At 73.5% G+C, this 12,464-nt stretch carries 7 protein-coding genes; 4 read left to right on the forward strand and 3 right to left on the reverse strand.

What is annotated here, in order from left to right:
* The first annotated feature begins 271 nt into the window (after positions 1-271).
* On the forward strand, positions 272-3,574 hold the full coding sequence (locus C3489_RS23535) for a BTAD domain-containing putative transcriptional regulator (RefSeq protein WP_103784023.1): 3,303 nt from the start codon (positions 272-274) through the stop codon (positions 3,572-3,574).
* On the opposite strand, the gene C3489_RS23540 is transcribed toward C3489_RS23535, so the two are convergent.
* Positions 3,561-5,465, reverse strand: a complete 1,905-nt coding sequence (locus C3489_RS23540; RefSeq protein WP_103784024.1) for a sigma-70 family RNA polymerase sigma factor — start codon at positions 5,463-5,465, stop codon at positions 3,561-3,563. The two genes, C3489_RS23535 and C3489_RS23540, sit on opposite strands and share 14 nt — an antisense overlap.
* A gap of 261 nt (positions 5,466-5,726) precedes the next feature.
* A complete protein-coding gene (locus C3489_RS23545) occupies positions 5,727-6,503 on the reverse strand; it encodes a TetR/AcrR family transcriptional regulator (protein WP_103784025.1) in 777 nt (258 codons plus the stop codon).
* A 384-nt stretch (positions 6,504-6,887) separates the two neighbouring features.
* On the opposite strand from C3489_RS23545, the gene C3489_RS23550 reads away from it, so the two are divergent.
* A complete protein-coding gene (locus C3489_RS23550) occupies positions 6,888-8,267 on the forward strand; it encodes an NAD(P)/FAD-dependent oxidoreductase (protein ID WP_103784026.1) in 1,380 nt (459 codons plus the stop codon).
* 242 nt (positions 8,268-8,509) lie between these two features.
* Positions 8,510-10,156, forward strand: coding sequence for a SpoIIE family protein phosphatase (locus tag C3489_RS23555; RefSeq protein WP_103784027.1), 1,647 nt, complete (start codon positions 8,510-8,512; stop codon positions 10,154-10,156).
* A gap of 22 nt (positions 10,157-10,178) precedes the next feature.
* Here the strand turns inward: C3489_RS23555 and C3489_RS23560 are convergent, their stop codons facing one another.
* Positions 10,179-11,438: an MFS transporter gene (locus tag C3489_RS23560; protein WP_181139811.1), complete on the reverse strand. Its 1,260-nt coding sequence runs from the start codon at positions 11,436-11,438 to the stop codon at positions 10,179-10,181.
* Positions 11,439-11,572: 134 nt separating this feature from the next.
* Between C3489_RS23560 and C3489_RS23565 the strand changes: the two genes are divergently transcribed.
* Positions 11,573-12,127 carry a MarR family winged helix-turn-helix transcriptional regulator gene (locus tag C3489_RS23565; RefSeq protein WP_103784029.1) on the forward strand — a complete coding sequence of 185 codons (555 nt, stop codon included), beginning with the start codon at positions 11,573-11,575 and terminating at the stop codon, positions 12,125-12,127.
* Positions 12,128-12,464: the final 337 nt, after the last annotated feature.

A 12,464-nucleotide genomic window follows, 5' to 3' on the forward strand; every position in this document is an offset into this window, starting at 1 on the left:
GGGCGACTGCCGCGCCGTCGTGGCGTGCGTCCACCATCCCCACGTAGCTGCGGGCAGTCGTGCCTCCCCCAGTGCCTTAAGGGCCTGGGAGGTGCCCCCAGGGCGGCACGGGTGGGCGCTGGGGGTCCCCCCTGCTCGAAGAGCTTGGGGGAGGCACCTCGTCGCGCCGAGCTGCGCAACCCACGCCCGGCCCGCTGCAGCACCGCGTGCCTGGAAACGTTGGGTGCGTAACCCCCGGGCGGGCGCAGGTGGGGGCCGACACAATGACTCGGTGCGGTACAGAATTCTTGGCGTCACCCAGGTGGAAGACGAACACGGCAAGCCGGTCACCCTCGGACCCCGGCTGCGTGCCCTCGTCGCCGCCCTGGTCCTGCACCCCGCCCGCGTCGCAGACCCCCGCACGCTCATCGACGAGGTCTGGGCGGACACCCCGCCGCAGGACGCCCCCGCCGCCCTGCAGGCCCTGGTCGGCCGCCTGCGCCGGGCCCTGGGGAAGGACGCGGTCGTGTCCGCCCCCGGCGGCTACCTCCTCGCGGCGAGTGAGGACGACATCGACCTCCACGTCTTCGAGCGCCTCGTCGCCGACGGCACCCGCGCCCTCGAACGAGGCGACGCCGGCACCGCCGCCGGCCTCCTCGACGACGCCCTCGACCTGTGGCGCGGCCCCGCTCTCGCCGACCTTCCCGACCGCACCGCCGCCGGCCGCCCCGAGGCACTGCGCCGCGAGGCGACCCGCGCCCGGGCCGAGGCCCGCCTGGCGCTCGGCCGGGCCGCCGAGGCCGTACCGGAGCTGAGAGAGCTGACCGCGGCGCACCCGTACGACGAACCACTGCACGCCCTCCTCATCCGCGCCCTGCGCGACACGGGCCGAGCGGCCGACGCCCTCGCCGCGTACGAGGACGCCCGACGGACCCTCGCGGAGGGGCTGGGCACCGACCCGGGACCGGAACTGAGCGCGCTGCATGCGGAGTTGTTGAATCCGCCCACGCCCGCGCCGGCGGCTCCGCGGATCCGGACAGGCAACCTGCGACCCCGGCTGACGAGTTTCGTCGGGCGGGAACCCGAACTCGCCGCCATCCGTTCGGAATTGCACAGGGCCCGACTGGTCACGCTCACCGGACCGGGCGGCTCTGGGAAGACCCGTCTCGCCGAGGAGGCCGCCGCAGGCGTTCCACAGGCGTGGCTGGTCGAGCTGGCCCCGCTCGACCGGCCGGAGGCGGTGCCGGACGCGGTGGTCAGCGCCCTCGGTCTGCGCGAGACGGTGCTGATGACCAACGAGTCGGCGACCTGGCAGGACGACCCCGTCGCCCTGCTCGTCGAGCACTGCGCACCGCGCAGCGAGCTGCTGATCCTTGACAACTGCGAACACGTCATCGGCGCGGCCGCCGCCCTCGCCGAGACGCTGCTGACCCGCTGCCCGGGACTCACGATCCTCGCCACCAGCCGTGAACCCCTGGGCGTCCCAGGCGAGTCGGTGCGCCCGGTCGAGCCGCTGCTCCCCGACCAGGCGCACCGGCTGTTCACCGAGCGCGCCACCGCCGTCCGTCCCGACGCCGGTGACGTGCTGCGGGACACGGACGCGGTCGCGGAGATCTGCCGGCGCCTGGACGGGCTGCCGCTGGCCATCGAGCTGGCGGCCGCACGGCTGCGCATGCTGACCCCCCGGCAGATCGCCGACCGGCTCGACGACCGCTTCCGCCTGCTCACCTCCGGCAGCCGCACGGTCCTGCCCCGCCAGCAGACCCTGCGCGCGGTCGTCGACTGGTCCTGGGACCTGCTCGACGAGCAGGAGCGCACGGTGCTGCGCGAATTGTCCGTGTTCGCGGGCGGCTGGGATCTTCCGGCGGCCGAGGCCGTGTGCTCCGGGCCGGTCACCGAGCTGATCGGGGCGCTCGTCGACAAGTCCCTCGTCGTCGCCACCCCGGACGAGCGGGAGGGCGCGGCCGGCATGCGCTACCGCATGCTGGAGACCATCCACGAGTACGCCGTCGAGCGCGCCGCCGAGGTCCCCGGGCTGCGTGCCGAGGCCGAGCGGCGGCACCGCGACTGGGTGCGCGCGCTGGTGCGGGAGGCCGATCCCCGGCTCCGGTCGGCCGACCAACTGCCCTGGATCGCCCGCCTGGAGGGCGAGCTGGACAACATCCGCGCGGCCCTGGACCGTGCCCTCGCCGAGGGCGACGAGGCGGAGGCGGGGGCGCTCGTACTGGCCATGGGCTGGTTCTGGTGGTTGCGCAACTACCGCCAGGAGGCCACCGGATGGGTCCGCCGTGTGCTGTGCGTGGGGGTGGCGCTGGACGCCCTGTCCGGGGACGGCCCGCCGGACGCCACCGCGCTGCGGGAGGCGGCGGCGCAGGCGGATCCGGTCGGTGCCTTTCTCGCCGAGCCGGGGGGTCAGGCCTCCCATCCGCTGCACTCGCTGCGGATGGACCTGCGGATGTGGCATCTGTTCCTCACCGTGGAGTCCGACGCGGGACAGCTGCTGCTGGGCGACGAGCGGTTCGAGCGCTATCTCGCCCGCGTACGGGCCGGCTTCGAGGGCGGCGGCCCGCACGCGGCTCGGCTGCCGGGGCTGGTCTGGCCGATCACCCTGTTCCACCTCGGCAGCCGGGGCGATGTCCGCCTCGCCATGGACCTGGCGGTCGCCAACAGCCGGAGGTACGGCGGTGACTGGGAGGTCGCGGTCGCCCTCATGTTCCGCACGCACATGGTCGTCGACTCCTCCGGCGGCCTGCTCGGCGTGGACGACGACCTCGCCGAGCTGCGGGTGCTCAGCCGGCGCTGCGGTGACCGCTGGATGCGGGCCCAGGTGTGCAGCGCGGTCGGCGAGGCGGCCATGGCGCGGGGACGGTTCGCGCAGGCGAGGGCGGTGTACGAGGAGGCGCTGGGCCTGGCCCGTGAGGTCGGGGCGCTGGCCGAGTCGCCGTTCCTGCTGGCGCGGCTCGCCGAGATCGCCTACCGCTCCGGCGACCGGGCGGCGACGCTGCGCGCGCTGGACGAGGCGAGCGCGGAGGCCGAGCGGTACGCGGTCGTCGACTCGCGGGCGTTCGTGCTGCTGCTGCGGGCGCAGCTCGCCCTGGACGACGCGGAGGTGTCCCGCGCGCGGGAGCTGTGGGAGGCGGCCCGCGCGGAGATCGGCAACGGCACTCCGCCGCCGCAGTTCATGGCGGTGCTGCAGGCGGTGGGCGCCCTGGTCGAGGCCGGTGAGTCCGGTCCCGAGCACGGGCTGCCGTTGATGGTGGAGGCGCTGCGGGAGGCCGTGGCGATGCGCTGCTCGGAGGTGGTGACCTCCTCGCTGGCCGACATGGCCGCCGATCTGCTGGAGCGGCTGGGCGACCTGCCGCGTGCGCTGCGGCTGCTGGCCGCCTCCGACCAGTGGCGCGGCGGCCGGCCGCGCCCGCAGCCGGAGAGCTCGACGGCGGAGCGGATCGAGGCCGCCGCCTGTGCCGCCCTGCCCGCCGGTGAGGTGGCCGCCGAGCGGGAGCGCGGCGCGGCCTTCACCGCCGTCGACGCCGTGGAGGAACTGGACGCCGCCGTGCGGGAGCACCCGGCGCGGGAGCGCTCTAGCCGCAGGTGAACCTGGACTCGGCCCAGTCGGCGACGGCCAGGTCGTCGAAGTGGCTGTGCGGTTCGACCACCAGCCGCACGACCTTGTGGCCTGTGAGGTCGACATGGACGGGTACGGCACTGTCGCCGCCCTTGATCCGCCCGGAGCGCCACAGCCGCTCCCCGTCGGCGTAGACGGAGAAGTACACCTTGCCGAGCTTGAGGGTCATGTCGTCGACGCCGACGAGGGCGTCGTAGGCGGTGCAGGGGCGGTTGAGGTCGATGGTGACGGAGGAGTCGCCGTGCACGCTCACCCCGCGCTCGTACTGCTTGCCGCCGATCGACAGGCCGTAGCGCTGCCACACCCAGCCGCTCTCGGCGATCCGCATCTCGGGTTCGGTGCCGTCGTCGGCGATGTCGTACGACAGCTCGTTCCACTGGTAGACGGCCGGGGGAGGCGGCGGCGGAGGGGTCGGCGTCGGGGTGGGAGTGGGCGTCGGGACGGGTTTCGGCGTGGGCTTGGGCTTGACGGTGGGGCTCGGGGTGGGCGTCGGAGTCGGGGCGGGGGGCTGGGTGCGGGTCGGTTCGGCGATCACCGGCTCGGCCGGCGGCGCGGCGGGCTCGGGCGGCGGAGGCGGGGTGGGGGTCGGGGTGGGCGGCTGCGGCCGTACGACCGGCGTGGAGACGGGCGGGGCCGCCTCGGGCTTCCTGGCGGGGCTGTCGTCGCCGACGAGCGCGAGCGCCACCGCCGCGGCGGCGACCGCCACTACCCCGGCTGCGATGCCGGCCTTCACCGGCGCTCCCAGCCCCTCCGAGGCCGCCGCGGCGCCGGCCGAGCCGGAGGAGCCGCCGCCCGCCGCGGCTGCCGCGCCGGCGGCGCCCGCCGCACCGGCTCCCGCGCCCCCGGCGATCAGTCCGAGCGCCTTGGCGTACCCGGCGGCGCCGAACCAGCCGATGACGGCGACCGGCACCACGGCGGGGATGCTGCTGGCGACTTCCTCGATCTGGCTGGCCGCCAGCCGGCACTTGGCGCACTCCTCCAGGTGCTTGCGCAGGCCCCGTTCGGCCCGCGTGCGCAGTTTGCGGCGGGCGTAGCCGCCGAGCTGGTCGGCGTAGCGGGAGCACTCCTCGTCGTCGGCCAGGGCGGTGGAGACGTGGGCCTGGAGGTAGGCCTGTTTGAGTCCCTCCCGGGCCCGGCTGGCCAGGACGCGGGTGCCGTTGGCGTCCAGGCCGAACAGGACGGCGACCTCGCTCGGCGACTCGTCCTCGACCTCGGTGTGCCACAGCACGGCCTGCCAGCGTTCGGGCAGCGAGCGGAACGCCTGCATGGCCATGGACTGCTCGGCCACGTGCATGGCCCGCACGTCGGCGCCGAGGTCCAGTGTGTCGTCGTCGGCGACCTCCGAGGAGCGGGCGGCCTGCTGGGCGAAGACGGCGAAGTCGTCGACGAGCTGTTCCCGCTTGGCCGACTGGATCCAGTGCGCGGCAACCCGGCGCACGGAGGTGAGCAGATAGGCGCGCACGGCGTACTCGGGCCCGGAGCCGCCGCGTACCGCCTGCAGCATGCGGGCGAAGACCTCCGCGGTGAGGTCGTCGGCGGTGTGGGCGTCGCGGCAGCAGGTGCGGGCGTAGCGGCGCACGGCGTCGGCGTGCCGGCGGTACAGCTCCTCGTAGGCGGAGTCGTCGCCCGAGCGCATCCGGGCGATGAGGTCGGCGTCGGCCGGCGGCCGCGGGCGCGGCGGCGGCAGCACACTGCCCTCGCGCCACTCCCGCTGTGCGGGGACACCGCCCCCGGCGGGAGTGGCGGGGGCGTCGGCCGGCAAGGAGGCACGTCCGCCCTGGGAAGGCACCTGGGGTGGCGTGGGGGCCGCGGATTCCGCTTCCCCGTCTCCGAGTGACTCGTCCCGCCCGTCAACGCTCATCGCGGAAAGCCCCCGCCGCCGGCCCAACCAGTCCCGAACACCGGGTCAGCGTGCCACACCGGCGTTTGGCCCCGGTCCGCCAGTCCGCCGCAATCACTCGTCCGGGCGGACTTGGCGCCTGGCGGTACTGAAGGTCACCCGTTCGGGGAATGGTCAACGGACCGTGTTGACACCGGCCTTGGGCTGGAGCGCGGCCTCCGTGCCGGCGGCGGCCCGGGGCAGGACGGGCGCACGGGAAGCCGTACGCCCGCCCCGACGGCCCTACGCCGGCCGCGAGCGCAGTCCCTCCAGCAGGATGTCCAGCAGCCGGGCGGAGGCCGCCGCCTGCTGGTCCGCGTCCGGCAGCGAGGGCGCCGCCGTGGCGATCACCAGCAGCACGTCCGACACCGACACGTCCGCCCGCAGCTCGCCCGCCGCCCGGGCCCGCTCCACGAGCCGGCCCACGACCTCCAGCAGCGCCGCGACCCCGGCGTCGTCCTCGATGCCCTGCTCCGGTACCAGCCGCAGCTCACCGGCGCCCGGCTGGGACCGCTGCTGCGGTACCCGGGCCTCGTCCGGCACCGGCCCGGTGCCGCCGGCACCCGCCGGGACCGCACGGTCCTCGACGACCCCGACCCGCAGCACCTGCGGCGGCAGCAGCCGCCCGGCGCCCGACGCCACCGACGTGCGCAGGAAGCGCGACAGCGCCGACCACGGCTCGTCCTCCTGGCCGAGCGCCGCACGCGCCTGCTCGGTCAGCCGGGCCGTCTCCTCCGCGGCGATCCGCCGCACCAGCACGTCCTTGCTCGGGAAGCGCCGGTAGACCGTGCCCACACCGACCCGAGCGCGCCGCGCCACATCCTCCATCGGCGCTCCGTAACCCAGCTCGCCGAACACCTCACGCGCCGCCCGCAGCACGTGCTCCAGATTGCGCTGGGCGTCCACCCGCAGCGGCGTCGACCGCGCCGAGTCCCCGCGCCCGTTGCCGGTCGCCGTACCCACCGCCCCGCCGGCGGCGAGGGCAGATGCGGACGACCAGTGAGAGTCCTGAATGTGCATGAATGATCCCCCGGTAATGACGTCTCCCCCCGGAGACTCCCCTAAGAACGCGCCGGGGCGCGCGGATTAAGCCTCGCGTGCCCGGGCCCGGCCGTGGCAACCTCGCGGACCCGATGAGCGCCTCCCCCAGACACCCCGTCGTGACACGAACATAGTTGAGAGGGAGTCAATTCAGAAGGGGCAGATTCCGCACGGAGCGCCCCCCGATCGGAGTACGAACCGGATACGTCCCGAAAACACCCCCCGGCGTACCCCGGCGCACACCCGCTGACCTGCGCACCTGCCCCGGACTCCGACGTTTCGGCCAAGCCTGGGCATCCCCGGCTCCCGGTCACACAAATCGCCGGGCCTGTGGACAAACGCAGGCGCCGGGTGCGTCATGGGATGGTGAAGGAACGTGCGCGCATTCTCGTTGTCGGCGGCGGCTACGTCGGGATGTACACGGCCCTGCGCCTGCAGAAGCAGCTGAGACCGGAACTGCGGCGGGGCCAGGTCGAGATCACGATCGTCACGCCCGACCCCTATATGACCTACCAGCCGTTCCTGCCCGAGGCCGCCGCCGGCGCGATCTCCCCGCGCCACGTCGTCGTACCGCTGCGCCGCTTCCTGCCCGACTGCCGGATCGTCATCGGCGAGGCCACCGCCGTCGACCACGCCGCGCGCACCGCCACGGTCGCCACCCTCGCCACGGAGGACAAGGGCACGCCCCCGGAGCATCTGGAGTACGACGAACTCGTCCTCGCCCCCGGCTCCGTCTCGCGCACCCTGCCCGTGCCCGGTCTCGCCGAGCACGGCATCGGCTTCAAGACCGTCGAGGAGGCCATCGGCCTGCGCAACCACGTCATCGAGCAGATGGACATCGCCTCCTCCACCCGCGACCCGGCGATCCGCGACGCCGCCCTCACCTTCGTCTTCGTCGGCGGCGGCTTCGCCGGCGTGGAGGCGCTCGGCGAGCTGGAGGACATGGCCCGCTACGCCGCCCGCTACTACCACAACGTCCGCCCCGAGGACATGAAGTGGATCCTGGTCGAGGCATCCGACCGGATCCTGCCCGAGGTCGGCGCCGAGATGGGCCGCTACGCCGTCACCGAGCTGCGCCGCCGCAACATCGACGTCCGCCTGCAGACCCGCCTGGAGTCCTGCGTGGACCGCGTCGCCCACCTCAGCGACGGCGCCCGCTTCCCCACCCGTACGGTCGTGTGGACGGCCGGCGTCAAACCCCACCCGGTGCTCGCCGCCACCGACCTGCCGCTGACCGCGCGCGGCCGGCTCAAGTGCACCGCCGAGCTGACCGTCGACGGCGTCACCAACGCGTGGAGCGCCGGAGACGCCGCCGCCGTCCCCGACGTCACCGCCGACGAACCCGGCGCCGAGACCGCGCCCAACGCCCAGCACGCCGTGCGCCAGGCCCGGGTCCTCGCCGACAACATCGTCCGCTCCCTGCGCGGCGAACCCCTCCAGACGTACGAGCACAAATACGTCGGCTCGGTCGCCTCGCTCGGGTTCCACCAGGGCGTCGCCCACGTCTACGGACGCAAGCTCAAGGGCTACCCTGCCTGGTTCATGCACCGCGCCTACCACCTCAGCCGCGTGCCCACCTTCAACCGCAAGGCGCGGGTGCTCGCCGAATGGACGCTGTCGGGACTGTTCAAACGGGAGATCGTCTCCCTCGGATCGCTCGAACATCCCCGCGCGGAGTTCGAACTGGCCGCCGGTGGAAAGCCTTCCGACAATCCCAAGAACGACCCGAAGGGGTCCAACTAGCCGGACCCAGGAACTCCATCGGCCACCGAGGCGTCTGACGGATGTCGGTCCGGACGGCCACCCTGCAAGACTGATCACCGAGCCCGGCCGGGCCGCCACCCGTCCGCGAACTCAATGCGAGGCTGTCCCCAAGTGCTGCATGTCCCGGGTGCTGCAACAATGTGCGGCCACCGCCGCCCGGCCCCCGGAGCCCAGGCCGGGCCCCGGAGCCGGCCGACGACGACTACACGAGGCAAGGATTCGTGAACTTCACGCGCTGGAGCGCCCGGCTCCCCGGAACGCAGCGCCGCGCCGCCGCGCGGACCGACGCCACGACCACCACGGACCGGCGCGGCGACGGCTCGGTCCCCGCCGCCCGCGCCGAGCAGCCCGCCGACGGGACGACGGCCGTCCCCGCCGTCGACGACCTGTCCGTGCGCGCCGTCCTCGACCGGGTGCCCGCCCTGGTCGCCCTCGTCCACGGCCCCGACCACCGCCTCGCCCACGTCAACGACGCCTACACCGCCGCCTTCGGCCCCCGCCCCGCCGGCACCCCCGCCGCCGACGCGCTGCCCGAGCTGAAGGAACTCGGCCTGCTCCCGCTCCTCGACCAGGTCCTGCGCAGCGGCCGGCCCCGCACCCTGAAGTCCCGCAAGGCCCCCGACGGCCGCTCCTACACCTTCACCTGCACCCCGGTCACCGAAGGCGACGCCTGCGGCCCCGGGGTCCTCGTCTTCGCCACCGACGTCACCGACCACGCCGAGGCCGCCGCACGCCTGCGCGCCAGCGAACGCCGCCAGCGCGAAACCGCCGTCACCCTCCAGCGCTCCCTCCTCCCGCAGGAGCTGGAGGAACCCGACGACCTGCGCATCGCCGCCACCTACCACCCCGGCGGCACCGAGGCCGCCGTCGGCGGCGACTGGTACGACGTGATCACCCTCGGCGGCGGCCGCACCGCCCTCGTCATCGGCGACGTCATGGGCCGCGGGGTGCGCGCGGCGGCCGTCATGGGCCAGCTGCGCACCGCCGTGCGCGCCTATGCCCGCCTCGACCTGCCCCCGCACGAGGTGCTCCAGCTCCTCGACGGCCTCGCCATGGAGATCGACGCCAACCAGATCGCCACCTGCGTGTACGCCGTCCACGACCCCAACGAGGGCCGGTTGATGTACGCCTCCGCCGGCCATCTGCCGATCCTCGTCCGCGACGAGAGCGGCACCGTGCAGCGCGCCGACGAACCCACCGGCCCGCCGCTCGGCACCGGCGGCTGGATGCACGCCTCCGGCTCCATCCCGCTCGGCCCCGGCTCCACCGCCGTCCTCTACACCGACGGCCTGGTCGAACGCCGCGACGAGGACCTCGACGAGGGCATCGCCGCCCTGGAGCGCGCCCTGGCCGGCGCCACCGGCACCCCCCAGGTCGTCTGCGACCGCCTGGTGCGCTCGGCCGGCGTCACCGCCGACCACGCCGACGACGTCGCCGTCCTGGTTCTCCAGCACCCCGTCCGCACCGGCCCCGAGAGCGAGAAGTTCCGCAACGCCGCCCTGGAACTCCTCGGCGGCGTCGAAGCGGCCCCCCGCGCGCGTGCCTTCGCCTCCGGCGTCCTCACCAGCTGGCGCTTCCCGGTCGAGCTGCACGACCTCGGCGTCCTGGCCGCCAGCGAACTCGTCGCCAACTCCCTCCAGCACGGCACCCCGCCGATGCGGCTGCGGCTGCGCCGCACCGACCGCCGGCTGATCATCGAGGTCACCGACGGCGACGACCACCTGCCCCGGCGCCGCCGCGCCGAACCGGCCGACGAGTCGGGCCGGGGCATCGCCATCGTCGCGACCATCGCCTCCAACTGGGGGTGCAGACGCACCCCCGGCGGAGGCAAGGCGGTGTGGTGCGAGTTCGCCCTGCCCAAGGGCTAGGCCGCGGGAGCGGTTGTCCCGGTCAGGCTTCCGCGGGTATCGCGTCCGCGGCCGCCCCACCGCGCTGCACCACCCGGCTGCGGGCCCGCCACGGCTGGTCCTGCACGTCGGTCAGCCGGCGCCCCAGCCGTATCGCCAGCACACTGATCGCCAGCGAGAACAGCAGGAAGGTCACGATGTACGGCGCGTGCAGCGCGGCCCCCATGGGCCCGCCCACCGCCGGACCGACGGCCAGCGCCAGCTGCTTGACCAGGGCGAACGCGGAGTTGTACTGCCCGGCCAGCCCGCTCGGCGCCAGATCGGCGACCAGCGGCGCCACCGTCGGCGACAGCATCGCCTCACCCAGCCCGAACAGCGCGTAGGTGGAGACGAAGGCGGCCGTCGCCATCTCCTGGCTGCCGTGTCCCAGCCCCGCGTACCCGGCCGCGAGCCACGCCACGGCCCAGATCAGCCCCACGGCCGCGATCACCCGCGAGCGCCTGCGCCGCTCGACGAACTTCAGCACCGCGAACTGCGCCACCACGATCATCGCGGTGTTCGCCGCCAGCGCCGTCCCCAGCGCGGACGTCGATATCCCGGCCGCCTCGACGCCGTAGGCGCTCAGCCCCGACTCGAACTGCCCGTAGCAGGCGAAGAACAGCACGAAGCCCAGGACGCACAGCTGCACCATCGCCCGGTTGCCCAGCAGCTGCTTCCAGCTGCCCCTCGCCGAAGCCGGCGCGTCCTCGATCTTCGGCGCATGCGGAACCCGCACCGTCGCCATCACCACGACCAGCAGCAGGAACACCGCGGCCTCGATCGCGAACAGCAGCGTGAACGACGACACGTGCGAGGTGTCCACCAGGTGCCCGCCGATGAGCCCGCCGATGCCGAGACCCAGATTCTGCAGGAAGAACTGCATCGCGAACGCCCGCGACCGGGTCTCCGTCGTCGAGCAGTCAACGATCATCGTCGCCAGCGCCGGCTGCATCACGGCCTGCCCGGCGCCCAGCGCGGCAGCCGACACCAGTACGGCCGCGGAGGTGCTCGCCAGCCCCAGGCTCAGCGCGCCCAGCGCGGCGGTGACCAGGGCGGCGAGCAGAACCGGCAGCGGGCCGCGCCGCACGATCGCCCTACCGGCGAACGGCAGCACTATCAGCGCGGCCACGGCGAACACGGCGAGGACCATCCCCGCCGTCACAGCACCAAGGCCCCGCACCTGCGCCACATAGACGTACAGGTAGGGGACCGTGAAGCCGAGCCCGAACGCGCTGAGTGCGTTGCCCACATGGATCCGGCGCATCGCTGCGCCCTTCTCCCTGGTCACGTTCACCTCTCTCACTAGTTAGACGTGAAGACTTCGAAACTAAACTTCGAAGCTAAAGACTACACAGTGAAGGACTTCAAGGCAAAGGGTGAGCATGCGATACTCCCCCCATGGGTGACACCCCCGGCAGCCTCGGCGCCGAGCCGACCATCGAAGAGCAGATCGCCGCCTACCAGCGCGAGTTCCAGGACCTCGACCCCCAGGTCGAGAAGATCGTTTCGGCGCTCTCCCGGCTCAACCGCCGTATGAACGTCGCCTACGGCCGCCAGACCTCGGCCCTCGGCATCAGCAACGCCGAGTGGGAGGTCCTCAAGGCCCTCGTCCTGTCCGGCGCCCCGTACCGCATGGGACCCAGCGACCTCGCCAAGCGCCTCGGTCTCACGCCGGCCGCCATGACCCACCGCATCGACCGCATGGTCACCGAGGGCCTGGTCACCCGGGAGCGCGACGAGTCCAACCGGGTGCGCGTGATCGTGGAGCTGACCCCCGAGGGCCGGGAGAAGTGGCTGGAGGCGATGCGCCTCGCCTCCGTCTTCGAGGAGGAGCTCCTCCAGGACCTCACCCCTGCCGAGCGCACGGTCCTCGGCGAGGTGCTCACCCGCCTGCTGCGCCGCGTCGAGCACGCCCAGCCGGACGCCGGCGGCCGGCTCAGCGACCTCGACTAAAGATGTTGACAGGGGGCGCTTGACACGCCCCCTGCTGATCCGTAAAGTTCTTCGGGTTGCCGCGGGGCCGTAACGGTTCTTCGGCAGCACCTCCCGCCGCCTTGAGCGGCACCTCAAACCACCAGCACGATCTCCCTACGGGATTGTTTTCGGCATGCCCGAATTCAATTCGAATAGGGGCTCGGCGGCCCGATTGGGAATCGCCGAAAGGATCCGCTAAGGTTTGGGACGTCGGAACGGCCCAACGGCCGGGAAGACGAACCCCGCTGACTGGGGGTCAGACGCCGAAAGGATCTGATAGAGTCGGAACCGCCGGAAAGGGAAACGCGAGAGCGGA

The organism is Streptomyces sp. Ru71 (assembly GCF_002920535.1).
GTDB lineage: Bacteria > Actinomycetota > Actinomycetes > Streptomycetales > Streptomycetaceae > Streptomyces.

Coding starts and splice junctions, on each gene's coding strand:
- C3489_RS23540 (WP_103784024.1), bottom strand. CDS start 5,465: ATGAGCGTTGACGGGCGGGACGAGTCACTCGGAGACGGGGAAGCGGAA.
- C3489_RS23545 (WP_103784025.1), bottom strand. CDS start 6,503: ATGCACATTCAGGACTCTCACTGGTCGTCCGCATCTGCCCTCGCCGCC.
- C3489_RS23550 (WP_103784026.1), top strand. CDS start 6,888: ATGGTGAAGGAACGTGCGCGCATTCTCGTTGTCGGCGGCGGCTACGTC.
- C3489_RS23560 (WP_181139811.1), bottom strand. CDS start 11,438: ATGCGCCGGATCCATGTGGGCAACGCACTCAGCGCGTTCGGGCTCGGC.
- C3489_RS23565 (WP_103784029.1), top strand. CDS start 11,573: ATGGGTGACACCCCCGGCAGCCTCGGCGCCGAGCCGACCATCGAAGAG.